This is a genomic window from Pseudomonas sp. Bout1 (assembly GCF_034314165.1).
In the GTDB taxonomy this organism is placed as follows: domain Bacteria; phylum Pseudomonadota; class Gammaproteobacteria; order Pseudomonadales; family Pseudomonadaceae; genus Aquipseudomonas.
The window spans coordinates 3,737,245-3,752,551 of the sequence record NZ_JAVIWK010000001.1; the positions used below are offsets into that span (position 1 = coordinate 3,737,245).

Sequence of the window (15,307 nt, forward strand, 5' to 3'; positions counted from 1 at the left end):
GCGGCGAGGCAAACGTCCTTCCATAGGAAACGCCGGCGGGAACCAGACACTGGCATGTTTCACTTCGGACATGACTGAGGCTCCGGCAAGTGCAGCGGGGTTTTGATCGGGTATTCGGGGCTACCGTAGGCATAGCAGGAGGTCGTGACCTGGAGTTCATCGCAGGGCAGGAAGTGGACGGTGAGGCCGCAGATTTTTTGGCCGGTGTAGTCAGGGATGGGAATAGTTTTGCTGAGTTGACGTTTTTGGGCTCGTATCTGATCCCTCCAAGCTAGGTATTTAGGTCTATCAGCAAAACCGGGAAAACCTTTTGAACTACCAACACCTGTTTCCCAATCAACACGCACCGTCATCCCCGGCTGCCAGCGCGACGGCGCTACATAACAGCAACCTCCCCCGCCACCCTGATACGGACCAATAATGTCGATCCCCGAACGCCCATCAACACTAAAGCGGTTGATTGCCCAGTGCGTGTGGTTAATGGCTTCGAGCGTGCTGGCCTGAGCACTCTGTACAAGCACAGCTCCAATCAGGCCGCAGAGCGCACCTATTACTACTCGATACGAAATAGGGTGAGACATAGGTTTTACTCCTGGAGCAGAGCATCGAAACACTGGATCAAACCGGTGCATTGCTCACCTCACTGACCTTGGCGTAATACGCATCCCAGTGCGCCTCGATGGCTTGTTGAGCCTGCGCCATACGCTGTGCATCCATGAAGGGAGGTTGAGCCGCAACGGAAGGTCCCGAGGCTGGCAAAGGCGTAGTCCCGGCAAGCATCGCCGCTTTCGCTTCAGGATTAAGCGCAAGCTCTCTTCTGCTGGCTTCGCCGAAAAACGCCATGCGCTCACGGAAATAGCTGCCCATCCACTCGCGCCCAATTGAGTAAAGAAACCAGGCGCGAGAATCGTGTACCTGGTCATCAAACAGCGCACGCAACAGCCCTGCCGGCTGCGTGGCGTTGCCGGTTTCGTCTACGGTCCCCCGGCTCTTTTCGTCCCAGTGATTACGCTGGCCAGCCGGAGGCGGAAACAGCTGGCTGACCCTGGCCCGCCCGGCCGCTTTCATCTGACGACACTCGACGCGTGCGTCGGCGGTGATGATGCGTAACACCACTACGGGCGGGGCGTTCGCCGGCAATACTCGACTCAGGCTGGAGGCCAGGTGATCGGGGTCTCGGTAAGCAGCACCGAACTCCTCGGCGGCTTCGCGCAGTTGGGTTTGCGCCATGTCCGCATCGAAGTCCTTGACCCCGGGCTCTAGTAGCTTTTTCGGCGTTCGGCCATCGCGTTCGAGGGCCAATTGCTTACGGCGGCTTTTTTCAACCGATGCCTGATTTTTATTACGCTTGGTTTTGGCTTCATCGCGAACCGCTTTGTCAGCTTCGGTATCGCTCGCCTGAAGGTAGAACGCGGTCTGCTTCAGGCTGGTAAAGGCATAACGGTCGATACGCCAGGCGGTGATCCAGCCCAACTGCTCACGTGCTGCCTGTTCCAGAGTCGTGGTGGACGTTACGGGTTGATAGCGCTCTGTCTGTTCAGTGGGTAGCGGTTGGGAAACTGGGGGCAGCCCCAGAGTCATCTGGCGCCAGGCGTTGAAGCGATTGATCAGGACCGGCGCAATACGAAACTCTTCTACGACATCAAATCCCATAGCCCGCCAAAGTTCATGGCGCAGCCCTATTGGCAGAGCATCTTCGGGGACCTTCAGCGGTGCACCATGTGCGAAGGCGTCGGCATACAAGTCATTCAGCGCGATCTGAGAAAGCAGCAGTCGGTCATCCCTGCCTATTGCCTTCCCCTGATCCCCAGGCGGATACCCACCACCCAGATCCGAGTGCACCCCCGGATAGATCACTTCCACACTATTCACCGGGTAACTGCCACCCTCACGCCGAATCGACTCCAGCGGAAAACACAGGCGTTGCTCAAAACTCGCTGCAAGGTGCAAGCACCGCTTGACCAGCCCGCCACCGGGCAACTCCTGGTTGCCATCGGCCCAGCTCATATGACCGTCCGCCCCTGGCAGGATATCGGCGATGCCCACCGAGGCTACGGTGTCCAGCAACCCCAGGTACTCCACACTCAGGGGAATCTCCAGATCATCCAGTTTCAGGAATGACCGGTAACGCATCAGCTCGTTCAACCAACTGACAAAGGCCCGAGCAGCTGCTGCGCCGCGGGAAAACCCATAGACGTACAACTTGATACCCAACAACTTCGACGTGCCGGGATTTGGCTGTGCCAACGCAAGGCGCAACGGTTTTTCAATCGCCTTGAGCTGTTTGCTGAACACACTCGCACGGTTGGAACGACCCATCGCCCACTCCATTCCCGGCACAGTGCCCATGGCCTGGACCGCCGCCTTTAGGCTTGCGTTGTCCAGCCGAGGTAAACCCAGCGTGCGCCGCAGGGCGTCGATGAGCATCAACAAACCCCAGTTGATCCGCTCTTCGCCAAACCAGGCGCCGGCCAGCCCGGCAGCGGTGAAATCCAGGTCGCCCACTTCCGCAAACGGCGTGCCAACGCCGGGCATGTAGTACTTGAAGTACTGGCCATTACCAGTGCCCGCCGCATCGGTTAACCGCTGGGCGTTGTCGCTGTGCCCGGTACCGCCGGCATATCCAGCACCGATGGTGGCACGAAACAGCCGGGCGATATTGGTCGGGTGCGGCGTCGCGGATTCATACAGATCGTTGTTCAAATTATTGCCGGTGCCGTCGAAGAACAGGCTGATGTGCAACGTCTTGCAGCACGGTGGCGTAACCCGATAACCGGCTGCCAGGCATAGGGCATCCTGGTAGCCGCGCTCCTGCTCGCACTGGCGCAGAATATTTTGTTGGACCTGAACGGTGCGGCGAGGCAAACGTCCTTCCATAGGAAACGCCGGTGGGAGCCAGACACTGGCATGTTTCACTTCGGACATGACTGAGGCTCCGGCAAGTGCAGCGGGGTTTTGATTGGGTATTCAGGGCTACCGTAGGCATAGCAGGAGGTCGTGACCTGGAGTTCATCGCAGGGCAGGAAATGCACGGTGAGGCCGCAGACTTTCTGGCCGGTGTAGTCAGGTACCTGGACTAGTTTGCTGTGTTGGCGTTTTTGGGCATTTACCTTTTTCTTCCAGGCAAAATATTTGGGCCTATCAGCAAAGCCGGGGAACTCATCAGCGAGTTCGCTGACTCCGCTAGCCCCAGTTTCCCAATCGACACGTACGGTCATATCTGGACTCCAGCGCGACGGTGCTACATAACAGCAACCGCCACCGCCTCCCTGGTAAGGACCGATAATGTCGATCCCCGAACGACCGTCGACACTGAAACGATTGATCGCCCAGTGGGTGTGGTTTATGGCTTCAAGAGTGCTGGCCAGGGCGCTTTGCGCGAGCAACACACTCATGAGGGTTCCGACCAGGGCGAGGCGATACCTGCCGTCCGTGGATCTGGGCATATCGTTCATTTCCTGTCTTCGCTGGAAGGTGCCACGCACGCTTTGCGTAACCTGGTGAGCGTGTGGGCTTCACGCTGGGGATCGAGTAATAACCCGGTCTGGGTGGCATCGAGCATTGCCGCGTAACACGCCTGAAAGTGCTGCTCGGCACTCCACTCGGATGGCAATGCATCGGCGAGGCTCACCATCGCCACTGCGGCATCGCTGGCGCAGCTAAGCGTATCCAACTGGCTGTCGCTCAGTTCGGTAGGGGTGAAGGCCTCGGACGGGCGCGTCGTATCGCCAGTACCCAGAAGCCGCTTGAGAAGACCGTCGCGATCCAGCCAACTCCAGAAAACAGCCGGGCGTAACCACGGTTGCTGCTGTTGGGGTTCAAGCACATGGCTGAACAGCAACGGGAACACCCGCGGGTCGTAATAACGCAACAACCCCAGGTACCCGCCATTGCACACTTCCAGACAATAGCTAAGGTGTTCAGCCAAGGACTGGAAAGACCATAGCGAGGTCAATACCAACAATTGCGAGCGACCATCCAGGGCCTGCATCAGGCCTGCCAACCACTGGCGTTGCAGGGGCTGCGCCAAGTCGACACGCACCAGCAGCGGTGACAGTTCTTCGGCACCGGCCTCCGGCAACCCGGTGAATAATGAATACCAAGGCAGTGCAGGCTCGACACTGAGTACGCTGGGTAGCAATGGGGATTCACTCCCGGCCTGATCAATGATGATATCCACGCAAGTGATGGACACTTCCGAGCAGGACACTTCCAGCAGCTCTATCCAGGTACCGCGAGGAGCAGAAGTCATGCTTGTGCCCCCCTGGGTACGAAGCCCTGAGCGGCGGCATGTGCCTTCTTCAGGCACTCCTTGCACACTGAGCTGGGCAATTCAGGCAGCGGAAATTCCTCACTCATTCCAGGGTTCAACCGGTGCCGCCCTTTCAGGCTGACCAGTCCCGGGCCATGAATCTGGATCTCGCCTTCGGCCGTGATACGGATATAGGCGCCACCACACCCTAGGGTGATGCCGTTTTTGGCCGTTAGTTGTAAATGGCCCTGTACCGACTGCACGGTGATGTCTTGCTGGGCCATCAGCTTCATCACGTCATCGTGGGATTCGATTTCCAGGGGGCCTTTGCCGGACACCAAACGCATACCTTCTTGCTGGGCCAACAGGGAGATAGCCTGGTTAGCTTGCAGGGACATACTCTGGGCGGCGACCAGGTTGATTTCGTCGTTGCTTTGCACGTACAGCGCCTTGCCACTTTTGAGCAACAAGCTTTCCGGAGTAACCGCGCCGATTCCCTTGGGGGCACTGAGCAGGATGGCCGAGGCGTTCAGGTTTTTTGCGCTGTCCTGGAACTGTTGCAAGCCATCAATCCCCGGTTGACGACTGCGGTGAGACTGGGCGATTTCCTGCCAATCGGTGATTTGCTGCTTTGCTCCCGCGACCAAATCAGTGGCTGGCTCCATGGTGAGCACCTCGCCGGAGGCCTTGGTCTGTACATCTGTACTGATGAACAGTCCCTTGCCGGCGCGAATGCTGCCCCAATCATCGGTGCGCAGCTCAAACCCTTCCCCGCGTTTTTCGCGCTTGGCATCCACCAAATGCCCAAGATTCAACTGGCTCTTGCCACTGTGCTCAGTACTGAGCTTTACGTGCTCCTGCCCCCGCGTGTCGTCCATGCGCAACTTGTTGTTCGACGGTGTGCGCAGCACGTTGCGTTTGTAGTTGCGCAAGGTCACGTGATCCACGTGTTCGCTGTCGTGCAAGGCATGGGCGATGTAGGGCCGGTCCGGGTCGCCTTGTTCAAAGGCGATGGCCACTTCGGTGCCGGCAATCAGTGGCAGGTGCAGGCCGTGGGTATCGCCCGCGTACGGGCGGGCCAGGCGCAGCCACATACTTTCCTGGCCGGGTTTCCAGGTGTCGCGGTCGAACAGGAAGTTCACGCAGTAGCGCCCTTCCAGGTCGATTTCGGCGTGAGGGTCGTTGGCCTGCGGGCTGGTGACGCGGGCCGGGACGGTGCCGGCGATTTGCGGTTTGTCTTTCAGCTCCGGACGAAAACATACGGTTTCCGAGTAGGGAATGGCCTTGAAGCTGACGTCGAAACTGCGGTCGCGGGCGGCGCAGGTGGTCAGTTGAGTGATCACCGCGCCGGGGGCAAAGGCCTGTGGCGCGCCGCCGGAGATTTTGAGTACCTGGCCGGGCGCCAAGGTGGCGCTGCTGCTGACGCCGCTGAGTTGGGTCTGGCCGTTGAGGTAACGCTCGTGGCGCAACCGGGCGTAAAAGTAGCCACTTTCACTTAGCAGGTCTTCGTCATAGGCGTAACGGTCGCCCATTTCTGTGTAGGGTTCGGCGTAGTGATACGCCTCGCCATAGGTGCCGCGGGCGCCACGGGTTTGGTCGATCTCGCCGTTCAAGTGGGCGGTGGCCACGCGGTGATGGTAGGTGCGGATATTGACGCGCTGCTCCACCACTTGATGGCTGGATTGCAGGTTCCACGCGCCGTCTTGGCCGGTGCTGCTCAGGCCGGAGGGCGGGCGGTAGGCAAGCTCGACATTGAACTGGTAATGACGTTGGTCGTCGTGGAATTCCACCACGTCGATGTTCAGGCGTTCGTCGCGGGTGAAGCGGTACCAGATGCCCACATCGGCCAGCAGCCGGCTGATGAAGGCCAGGTCGCTTTCGCCGTATTGCATGACCTGTTGGCGTTTGGGGTATTCGCGTACCAGGTTGAAGAAGAAGTCCTGGCCTTCAAAGTCGTGGCGGCTGCGCAGGATGCTTTCGACAATTTGCGGGACTGTCTGGTGTTGGTAGATGCGAAACTGTCGGCCGTGACGCAGCAGGGCAAAGTGCGGTTCCAGGGTGATTTCGTAGCGGGCTTCATCAGCAGAACCCGACAGGCGCTTGAAGCCGGTGACCACGCCATGCAGCGTGCGCAATGGGCCGGTAACCGGCGGGATGTAGCGGCGCATCGGCGGTTTTTGCGGTGCGCCGTACAAGCTGAACGTGGCGTTTTGACCGAGCATTGTTTCAGCGGCGATGTCACCGTCGAGGCAGGTGAATTCCACGCGGTAGCTGAACAGTTCGCTCAGGCCTTCGGTGCCCTCGAAGGCAAGAACGTCGAGCACAGCATTCACGTCGCGAACGGTGAGTTTGTGGCGGCTGTGGTCGAAGAAAGTGCGCAGTTCATTCAGCATGTTTGAGCCTCCATCGCAACGGCGGAGGCCGAGCCTTGGGCATCGATAAACTGCAGGACGACGCCCTCCTCATCGCTATAGCCGAGCGTCACGCTGCGAGTTTTTTGCCGGGCGGCCTGACGTTGCAGCAGCTGTTGGCTGAGTACCGGCAGGACCTGCTGGTTGAGCAGGCTGTCGATGTTGCGCGCGCCGGTGTCGGGCAGCAGACACGCCGCAACCAGTGCCTCGCTGAGGGCGGCGTCGATCTCGCAATCCAGCCCGTAGTGGCGCTTTAAGCGCATGGCCACCTGGGCAAGCTTGATCGTGACAATGCGCTGCAGCGCATCGGCTTGCAGCGGGCGATAGATCAACGTCTGGAAACGGGCCAGCAGGGCCGGCTGAAAGTGTTCCCGCAGGATCGGGCGCAGCAACTCGTGCAAGTTGCTGTCCGGCGCACCGGGGAACTCTTGCAGGCACGCTTGCAGTTCATCGCTGCCAAGGTTGGAGGTCATGAGAATCACGGTGTTGCGAAAGTCGATCTCTCGCCCTTCGCCGTCGCGCATGCAGCCTCGGTCGAATACTTGGTAAAACAGGTTGAGCACGTCGCGGTGCGCCTTCTCCACTTCGTCAAGCAACACCACACTGTAGGGGCGCTGGCGCACCGCTTCGGTGAGCACGCCGCCCTGACCGTACCCGACATAGCCGGGAGGCGAGCCTTTAAGCTGGCTGACGGTGTGGGCTTCCTGGTACTCCGAAAGGTTGATGGTGATCAGCGATTTTTCACCACCAAACAGCTTATCGGCCAGGGCCAGGGCGGTTTCGGTTTTACCGACGCCGCTGCTACCCACCAGCAGGAACACGCCGAGCGGCGCTTTTTCATCCGTAAGGCCGGTCTTGGCGGCGCGCAGGCGTTGGGCCAAGGCGCCGAGCGCAGGGTCTTGGCCGATCACTTGCGCACCCAGTTGGTATTCCAGCTCCAACAGGCTGGCTTGCTCGTCCTTGAGCAGACTGCCCAAGGGCACACCCGTCCAGTCAGCGATGACTTCGGCTACGCTGCGGGCGTCGACGTCAAGGGACAGCAAGGGCTGGTTGCCCTGGGCAGTGCTCAGTTGCTGCTGCAGTTGCAGGCAAATGGATGCTTGCGCAGGTTGGGCCTGGCGGGCATCGCGCAACTTTTGGGTGAGGTCGAGTTCGTGGCGGTATTGCGCCTCAAGCTCGACTTGCTGGCGGTTCAGGTCGGCGCGTTGCGTCGCGATGATCGCCAGGCGCTCGTTTGCCGGGCCGCCGCTCAGTTGCTGGTCTTCTTCCAGAGCCTGGCGCTCCAGCTCCATGGCGGTTTTGCGCGCCTTGAGACGCACCAACGCCTGCGGCTCGCAGTCGAGGCTCATGCGGACCCGGGCACTGGCGGTGTCGAGCAGGTCGATGGCTTTGTCCGGCAGTTGTCGCCCGGTAAGATAGCGCCGCGAGAGCGTGACCGCTGCCAGTACCGCCGCGTCCTGAATGTGCACGCCGTGGTGGCTGGCGTAGCGGCCTTTGAGGCCGCGCAGCATCAGGCTGGCGTTGGCGTCGTCGGGCTCGTCGACCTTGACCATCTGGAAGCGTCGTTCCAAAGCGGCATCGCGTTCGAAGTACTGTTTGTATTCGCTCCACGTGGTGGCGGCAATCGTGCGTAGTTCGCCACGCGCCAAGGCCGGTTTGAGTAGATTGGCGGCGTCTGCGCCACCGGCCTGGTTACCGGCGCCAATCAGGGTATGTGCTTCATCGATAAACAGCAGCACCGGGTCGGGTGATTGCTGCACGGCATTGATGACGTTTTTAAGGCGTTGCTCGAATTCGCCTTTTACCCCTGCACCCGCTTGCAACAAGCCCAGGTCCAGAATGCGCACACTGACGCGCTTGAGGCTGTCGGGGACGTTGCCCTCGACGATACGCAAAGCGAGACCTTCAACCAGAGCAGTTTTACCTACTCCGGGTTCACCCACCAGAATCGGGTTGTTCTTGCGTCGTCGACTGAGAATGTCGATGACTTGGCGAATCTCATCGTCACGGCCAAACACCGGGTCGATCTGGCCTGCCCGGGCCTTGGCGGTAACGTCGTGAGTAAATTTATCCAGGATGAGTTTCAAGACGTCCGACGTGTCGGGGCCGGATACGACGGGTACGTCGATACCGCCTCGCTCGGCTACGCGCTGCACTTGCGGGCGCTCTTCCGAGTGCTGGTCAAGCAGCACAAACAACTGCTGTAACTGTGTATCGCTGATGCTGATCAGCGGCCATGCGGCGTCACAGACGAGCAGGCTGGGCGTCTCCAGTAACGCGCCGAGCAGGTGGGCCGAACGCAGGGTTTCGTTGTTGCCATCCAGGGAGGCTTGCAACCAGGCATTCTTGATCAGTTGCTGCAGCTTGCCGCACAGCTGGGGCTTGCCTTGCACGCTGCGCGCCAGCGTGTCGAGGTGGTCGAGCAAGCCGCGCCAGAGTGCGTCCATGTCCCAGTCGTAGCGACGAGCAATAAGGGTAAGGTCGCCCTCGCCCTGCTCCAGCAACTTGAGCAGCCAATGCTCGATGCTGACCAGCCCATGGGCGCGGCTCTGGCACAAGGTTGCCGCTGCGCTCAGTGCCTGGGCGCAATAGGGGTTGAGGCGGCGAAGCAAACGAGTAGAGTTCTGGGCCATCGGGTACATCCCTGTTCTGGGTTATCGGCGTGCTGTCAAAGGAACTTGCGGCGCGATGTATTTGGCTGAGCGCCCGCGAACGGACGCTCAACCCTGCACACCGCCAACCGGCAGGCACACAGGTGCCTGCCGGTGCTTTTGCATCAGGCGCTTTGGCGTTCGTTCCAGGAATCGGAGTGGATGATGTTGCCGTCTTTGTAGGTCCAGGTGACCTTTTCGTAGCGCAGCTCGATCTGTTCCAGGTGGTTGTGCTTTTCCTTGCTCGGGTCTTTGACGTCGTGCATTTTCGGCGCGACTTTCACGACCTTGACGTTCTCCAGTTTGGTGATGAAGTACTCGACTTCCTGGCCCGCATCATCGATGCGAAACCATTTGAACTCGGCACTCTTGAGCGTTTGCCCGGTGGTCACCGCCTTGTACAGGTAAGGGCTGGAGGCATCGATTTCCTTGGAAAACAGGAATGGGGTGTGAACCCGGGTACCCGTCAGCTTGCCGGTGTTGTTGTCGGTTGGAATGTACAGGCTGTGGTCCTGCGCAATCACCTCGATGCTGCCTTCACGCTTTTGTACGTCCACAGACCCTTTGATTTCTGCACCGCCGTCATCTTGCAGCCAGAGGTAAACGGGAATTGCCATGTGAAGCTCCTTTTCAGGGTTGTATGTCGCTGGATGCGACAGAGGGTGTCCTGCCTGGCCCCGCAGCGGGCGCCTCACAGGCCCCCACTTGAGGCACCAGGCGGATATCGACGCGACGATTGGCAGTACGCCCATCCTCGGAGTCATTGCTGGCTATTGGCTGGTTGGCGCCAAAGCCTTGAACGGCGAAGCAGCTGTGCGGGATGTCGCCCATGCGTTGCATCCAGTCTCGTACCGAAGCCGCACGAGCGCGGGACAGTTCGAGGTTCTGCACAGGGCTGCCCGTAACGTCGGTGTGCCCGGCGATGACGATCAGCCAACCCGGCTGGGCTTTGATGGTGACGAGCGCGTTGATCAGTACCTTGGTCGAGCCCGGTTTGAGTTCGGCACTCCCGGTGCCGAAAAGCGACAGGCTGTTCAGCCGCACTTGAGTGGCAAGGCCGGTGGGCATTGCGGCGTCAGGCAGTTGCCGGTGATCTGCGATGGTCGCCAGCAACGGCAGGCGTAGCCGCTCGCCGCGATACAAACCCAAGCCCAACGCCAGCGGTGCGCCCTCCCGGTAGTAGCTGTCGAGGCGCATGCCAACCTGGCGCAGCACTGCCACCGCGTCCTCTCGCAGCACGAATTGAGGTTGGTCGCGACGTTCGGCCAAAGGAACAGAGGTGTAACGCCGCAGGTCATCACTGACTTGACGCAGCAGCAGGTTGTTCTGCCAAGCCGAACTGGCCAATGCCACGACGCCGGTTATCGCGAACATCCACACCGCCGCTACGCTGGCCCAAAGGCGCGGGGAGCGGCGGCTTTGCAGCGGCAGCACATCCAGCAACGGGTCAGGAAACGGCAAGGATGGACTGGAACCCACCTGCGGTTGGCCGGCATCACTCAACCCGGTCCTGGCATGCAACCGTTGTTGCCACAGGTTGCCCACCACGGCTTGGGGCAATGCCGGTACCAGGGTGATTGCGCAAGCCACTGGATGCCGGGTGTTACGGGTCTCCAGGTGCGGTAGCAGTGTTTCTTCAAGCCACGCCGCCGCGCTGCTTATCTGTACGCCGCTGCACAGGCGCAGGGCGCAGGTTGCGTTGTCGCGGGCGTTTCGCTGCCAGTCGGACAGGCTGATGCAAGCGCCGTCCTCACGTACGCAAGGGCTAGCTTGAGCCGACTCCCAACTGAACCAGGCACCCTCGCCTGCGGCGGCTTGCACATAGCTCACCAGCATCAGCGGCAGCGCCACACCGCGCTTGCGCACCAGTGCGATTTGATGACGCAAAGCACGCACCCGCCCGGCCAACGCTGCCGGGTCTGTGTGCTCCGAGGGGTTAGCGACGAACATTACGCTCAGTTGCCCGGCCAAGTCCGGGCGCCGGGCCTGGATGCTGGTGGCCACCGCCTCGAGTTGATCAAGGGCTGGCACACATACATAACAGCCCTGTGGGGCGGTGCGCAGGGTCAATTGCTGCGAAGGCACTACGCCAAACAGCCCTGCCAACCCATCGCCGCAAACCAACACCACAGGCTTGCGGTAGCCCGCAGGTGGCAAGGCCGCATCGCCAGCCAACGTCCGTTGCCGACCGTGCTGTGCGAAATGTTTCCCCGTACGGACCCAAGCCCAGATGACCAGCGCCACAACGGCAAAAACGCCCACCGCACATACCCAGCCAGCCAACGGTATGACCAGCAACAGGGCCAGGGCCAGCGCTCCGGCCCATAACAACAGGCCGTGTGTTTGCTTGAGTGTCATCACGCCCTCACACCTGCACGGGTACAAGCATGGCGACCAAACCGCCCAGCCAATAGTCCAGCCCCCACCAGGCACCAGCCAGCAACGAGCTGGCCGCCATCACGTGGACCAGCGCCGAACGCACCCAACACAATTGATGTGCGCGGTGTGCGACGCCGTGCGAGGTCAATGCATGATCAAGTTGCATAGGGCTGGCCTGTGCATTCAGGGCAGCGAGCAGTCGTTGGCGCTCAGGATCATTTACCTCGCGGTACCGTCCCTGAAAGCCGAGCATCAGTACCCGCTGGAAGGCCGTCAGCACCAGCACATCAGGCGCAGGCTGACGAAGGGCTTCGCCTATGTCTTCATATAGAAACTCGCCCGCCTGGTGACGATTGAAGAACTTTGCCTGCAAGGGTTCACTGGCCCATTTGTCATGGGCCTGGTCCTTGGCATAGCCAAGAGCGGTCTCATCCAGCAAGGCACACTGGGCGTAGCTAATCAGCTCGATGCTGCGCGCACCAACACCGGCGTCCTTGAGGCGCTGTCGAAGCTGCTCGACCTGCTTTGCGCTACGTTCAGGCAAGTCGGGGCTGTATTGCAACGAAGCACCTTGGCGCAACGCTACGACCAACAGGTAAGTGTCTTGCAACAGCGCGTCGAGGTCATGCGCAGTGCAGGTGGGTTTTTTCAAGACGTTCAGGTTCATGCGCGCAGTACCGCAAACAGTTCAAGGTGGATGTCCAGGAAGGTGCTGGGTACGTACAAGGCACACGTCCCACCAGCCAGCATCGATTGGCCCTCGGCGCTGCCAAGATCGAGGGCGAAGTACTGGTTTTCCAGGCGTAGGGGAATGGCTGCCGGTACGTGACTCAGGGGCTGCAACGGAATACCGTCAAGAGCGGCATTGACCAGGCGATCAACCTCGTCTGGCGTCCCCACTTTGCACAGCCGTGGGAACTGGCTTTGCAGTTGTGCCGCGGGCATACGGCAACGCACCGAGAGGTAAAAGTCTGCACCGCCGGGCTCACGCAGGCGCGTATCGTTGAGCGTGACTTGCCAGCGGTTCGCGCCGCCCCCCTCCAGTACGAGGGTAATGACTCGTGAGGGTAGGCTGGCTTCGAGCAAGGTGGAGATGGTGCGCATCAACGGAGGAAATATGCTTTCCAGTGCTTCATGCCGGTAGGCGGGGATCTTGTCGATATCGTGTTCAAGGGAGAACGTCAGCAGACTGCCGGCCAACTTGACCAGCTCCAGGTACACCTGCTCAGGGTGCCTTGCAGGGTTTGCCTTGAGGTCGGCCAGTACCGGCTGATAGGTATTCAAAGCATTGAGCAACCAAAACAGCGACACATCGGCCACGGCAAAATCTGCCATACGCTGGTTGCTCTCGCGTCGCATGCCCATCAGCCGCTGGCGTTTGGCTGCCAACTGGATCAACAGGTTATCCAGTTGGTTCAGCAGCCCTGGGTGGGCGGCGAAACTCAACAGTGGAGGTACGTAATCGGGATCGATATTCCAGGCGCCCTGCCCGTCACGCACCAGGCGTGCGACCGGACACGTCAGGTAATCGGCATTTACATCGTCAGCCAGGCGCAGGGTCAGCACGTTCTCCAGCACACCGATGGATTGAACCTCGTCTGCGTAGACGTCCTGCACTTGTCGCCAATCCTGGCGATAACGCGTCGGTCGATCAGCCTTGCTGCCTTCGAACAAACAGTTGTTGCCATTCCCTTGCTCCAACGGCAAAGCCAACAACAGCGTAGCGCTGCGAGCATCGTCGGAAAGTAGCTGGGTTAACTCCAGGGCCGGAGGCAGCCGGTCCACCTGGCTGCTGTCTATCAACGTGCCATCCGGCATACGCACACGCAGCAGGGTTGCCTTCAGCTTACCCAGGCGCAACGCTTCCACGTCGAACGCAACCCCCAGGACGCCCCAGGGGTTCACCAGCGACAGATGGGCCAATTGCTCATTGGTCCACGCTTCCCAGCGTGCTTGCTGCTGGAATTGTTGCGGAGACAGCAACGCCCCCGCAGCCCACAGGGGGCGGTCGATCTTCATCACATCATTTCCCTGTGAGGTGGCTCAGGCTTTTGCCTTGGGCATCTGCGAAACCAGCGACAAATTGACGTCCATGCCTTCAACCTGGAAGTGCGGTATCGCGTACAGCTTGACGCGGAAGAAGCCGGGGTTATCGTCGATGTCTTCTACCGTCACCTTGGCGTCGCGCAGCGGGTGGGAGGCTTGCAGGTCATCACCCGGATCGGTCATTTCGGTGACGAGCCCGCCCACCCACTTGTTCAGCTCCAGCTCCAGTAAACGCCGGTCCTTGGTCGTCCCGATGTTTTCGCGCTGGATCAGCTTCAGGTAGTGGGCGATACGCGACAGCAGGAAGATGTAAGGCAGGCGCGCATTGATTCGGCTGTTGGCGGTTGCATCAGCGGTGTCATACAGCGCCGGTTTTTGCGCCGAGTTCGCCGAGAAGAAACACGCGTAGTCGCGATTTTTGTAGTACGACAGCGGGATGAAACCGAGATTGGCGAATTCGAACTCGCGGGTTTCCGGGATCATCACTTCAGAAGGGATTTTTACCTGATTACCAGTGCCCAGGTCGTACAGGTGAATCGGCAGTTCAGTCACCGCGCCACCCGATTGCGGGCCGCGGATCTGCACGCACCAACCATTGGTGATAAAACTTTTCACCATGTTTGCGGCGAAGGCGAACGAAGCGTTGGTCCACAGGTATTTTTCGTGGTCGGGGCCCTTCACGCTTTCAATGTAATTGAAGCTGCGGACCGGCACGGTATCCGGACCATAAGGCAGGCGCCCCAATACCCGGGGCATCAGCAAGCCGATATAACGGGAGTCGTCGCTCTCGCGGAACGCCTTCCACTTAATGTACTCGGCACGATCAAAGTAATTGCCGATATCCTTGATGGCGGCGACCTCTTCCATCGAACTCTTGCCAAAAAAAGCCGGCCCAACCGAGCCAATAAACGGCATGTGGGCTGCTGCGGCCACTTTGGAAATATTGCGTAAAAGGGCAATATCCTGTGGGCTGCGGCTGAATTCATAGTTCGAAATGGCTGCCGCAATCGGCTCCCCACCAGGGGTGTCGTACTCCTGGGTGTAGGTGTGCAAATACAGGCCGCTTTGAGCGATTTCGGGCGAATCCTCGAAGTCTTGTACCAGGTGATCCTTGCTGATATCCAGCAATTCGATGCGCACATTCTGGCGAAAATCGGTCTGATCTATCAGCGACTTCACGCCACGCCAAGTTGACTCTACGCGTTGAAAATCAGGGTGGTGCATCACCGCGTCCAGTTGGCGGCTGATTTGAGCATCCAGGGAGGCAATGTGTTCGTCCAGCAGCACTTTATCCAGGCGCTCCACTTTATGCGAAGACTGCTTGAGCAAACCAAGGAACACACTAACGGCCGCCGTGACCCGCTCATCTGTAGAGGCTTCGGACAAAGCTTCCGGATTTTGAAAGGCCTCAATTCCACCCAACTCCGTCACCGGGTTAAGGTTGATTTTCGCGAACAAGTTTCCATAAACGCTTTGATTGCTGCCCGCATGATAGGTATTAGCCAGCAACGGATCTTGGGATGATTGCTCTAGAGACATGATGTGTAACTTCCTTATTTAAGAGACGA

The 15,307-nt window shown here is 59.6% G+C and carries 11 protein-coding genes; all 11 read right to left on the minus strand.

Annotated elements, in window-relative coordinates; all coding sequences use genetic code 11:
• Nucleotides 1-59: 59 nt before the first annotated feature.
• The 11 genes from RGV33_RS17445 to tssC all read right to left on the minus strand — a co-directional run bounded on the left by RGV33_RS17445 (nucleotide 60) and on the right by tssC (nucleotide 15,278).
• Complete coding sequence (locus tag RGV33_RS17445; protein WP_322145335.1) at nucleotides 60-581, minus strand: DUF3304 domain-containing protein; 522 nt, start codon at nucleotides 579-581, stop codon at nucleotides 60-62.
• A 37-nt stretch (nucleotides 582-618) separates the two neighbouring features.
• Nucleotides 619-2,925, minus strand: coding sequence for a DUF2235 domain-containing protein (locus RGV33_RS17450; protein WP_322145336.1), 2,307 nt, complete (start codon nucleotides 2,923-2,925; stop codon nucleotides 619-621).
• On the minus strand, nucleotides 2,913-3,395 hold the full coding sequence (locus RGV33_RS17455; RefSeq protein WP_416152077.1) for a DUF3304 domain-containing protein: 483 nt from the start codon (nucleotides 3,393-3,395) through the stop codon (nucleotides 2,913-2,915). Before RGV33_RS17455 ends, RGV33_RS17450 begins: the two co-directional genes overlap by 13 nt.
• A 56-nt stretch (nucleotides 3,396-3,451) precedes the next feature.
• Nucleotides 3,452-4,252, minus strand: coding sequence for a DUF4123 domain-containing protein (locus RGV33_RS17460; RefSeq protein WP_322145338.1), 801 nt, complete (start codon nucleotides 4,250-4,252; stop codon nucleotides 3,452-3,454).
• A complete protein-coding gene (locus tag RGV33_RS17465; protein ID WP_322145339.1) occupies nucleotides 4,249-6,645 on the minus strand; it encodes a type VI secretion system tip protein VgrG in 2,397 nt (798 codons plus the stop codon). The genes RGV33_RS17460 and RGV33_RS17465 overlap by 4 nt, the downstream gene beginning before the upstream one ends.
• Nucleotides 6,639-9,296, minus strand: coding sequence for a type VI secretion system ATPase TssH (tssH, locus tag RGV33_RS17470; RefSeq protein WP_322145340.1), 2,658 nt, complete (start codon nucleotides 9,294-9,296; stop codon nucleotides 6,639-6,641). The genes RGV33_RS17465 and tssH overlap by 7 nt, the downstream gene beginning before the upstream one ends.
• 143 nt (nucleotides 9,297-9,439) lie before the next feature.
• Nucleotides 9,440-9,931 (minus strand): Hcp family type VI secretion system effector, encoded by a 492-nt coding sequence (locus RGV33_RS17475; protein ID WP_177048981.1) that lies wholly within the window; start codon nucleotides 9,929-9,931, stop codon nucleotides 9,440-9,442.
• Between the two features lie 13 nt (nucleotides 9,932-9,944).
• A complete protein-coding gene (locus tag RGV33_RS17480; RefSeq protein WP_322145341.1) occupies nucleotides 9,945-11,672 on the minus strand; it encodes an OmpA family protein in 1,728 nt (575 codons plus the stop codon).
• A 7-nt stretch (nucleotides 11,673-11,679) separates the two neighbouring features.
• Entirely contained in the window at nucleotides 11,680-12,360 is a 681-nt protein-coding gene (tssL, locus tag RGV33_RS17485; protein WP_322145342.1) for a type VI secretion system protein TssL, short form, read from the minus strand.
• Nucleotides 12,357-13,712, minus strand: a complete 1,356-nt coding sequence (gene tssK / locus RGV33_RS17490; RefSeq protein WP_322145343.1) for a type VI secretion system baseplate subunit TssK — start codon at nucleotides 13,710-13,712, stop codon at nucleotides 12,357-12,359. The genes tssL and tssK overlap by 4 nt, the downstream gene beginning before the upstream one ends.
• 24 nt (nucleotides 13,713-13,736) lie before the next feature.
• Nucleotides 13,737-15,278, minus strand: a complete 1,542-nt coding sequence (gene tssC, locus RGV33_RS17495; RefSeq protein ID WP_322145344.1) for a type VI secretion system contractile sheath large subunit — start codon at nucleotides 15,276-15,278, stop codon at nucleotides 13,737-13,739.
• Between the last annotated feature and the right edge of the window lie 29 nt (nucleotides 15,279-15,307).

Excerpts from the sequence above, each read along its gene's own strand:
- RGV33_RS17445 (WP_322145335.1), bottom strand. The coding sequence starts at position 581 with ATGTCTCACCCTATTTCGTATCGAGTAGTAATAGGTGCGCTCTGCGGC.
- RGV33_RS17450 (WP_322145336.1), bottom strand. The coding sequence starts at position 2,925 with ATGTCCGAAGTGAAACATGCCAGTGTCTGGCTCCCACCGGCGTTTCCT.
- RGV33_RS17455 (WP_416152077.1), bottom strand. The coding sequence starts at position 3,395 with ATGAGTGTGTTGCTCGCGCAAAGCGCCCTGGCCAGCACTCTTGAAGCC.
- RGV33_RS17460 (WP_322145338.1), bottom strand. The coding sequence starts at position 4,252 with ATGACTTCTGCTCCTCGCGGTACCTGGATAGAGCTGCTGGAAGTGTCC.
- RGV33_RS17465 (WP_322145339.1), bottom strand. The coding sequence starts at position 6,645 with ATGCTGAATGAACTGCGCACTTTCTTCGACCACAGCCGCCACAAACTC.
- tssH (WP_322145340.1), bottom strand. The coding sequence starts at position 9,296 with ATGGCCCAGAACTCTACTCGTTTGCTTCGCCGCCTCAACCCCTATTGC.
- RGV33_RS17475 (WP_177048981.1), bottom strand. The coding sequence starts at position 9,931 with ATGGCAATTCCCGTTTACCTCTGGCTGCAAGATGACGGCGGTGCAGAA.
- RGV33_RS17480 (WP_322145341.1), bottom strand. The coding sequence starts at position 11,672 with ATGACACTCAAGCAAACACACGGCCTGTTGTTATGGGCCGGAGCGCTG.
- tssL (WP_322145342.1), bottom strand. The coding sequence starts at position 12,360 with ATGAACCTGAACGTCTTGAAAAAACCCACCTGCACTGCGCATGACCTC.
- tssK (WP_322145343.1), bottom strand. The coding sequence starts at position 13,712 with ATGAAGATCGACCGCCCCCTGTGGGCTGCGGGGGCGTTGCTGTCTCCG.
- tssC (WP_322145344.1), bottom strand. The coding sequence starts at position 15,278 with ATGTCTCTAGAGCAATCATCCCAAGATCCGTTGCTGGCTAATACCTAT.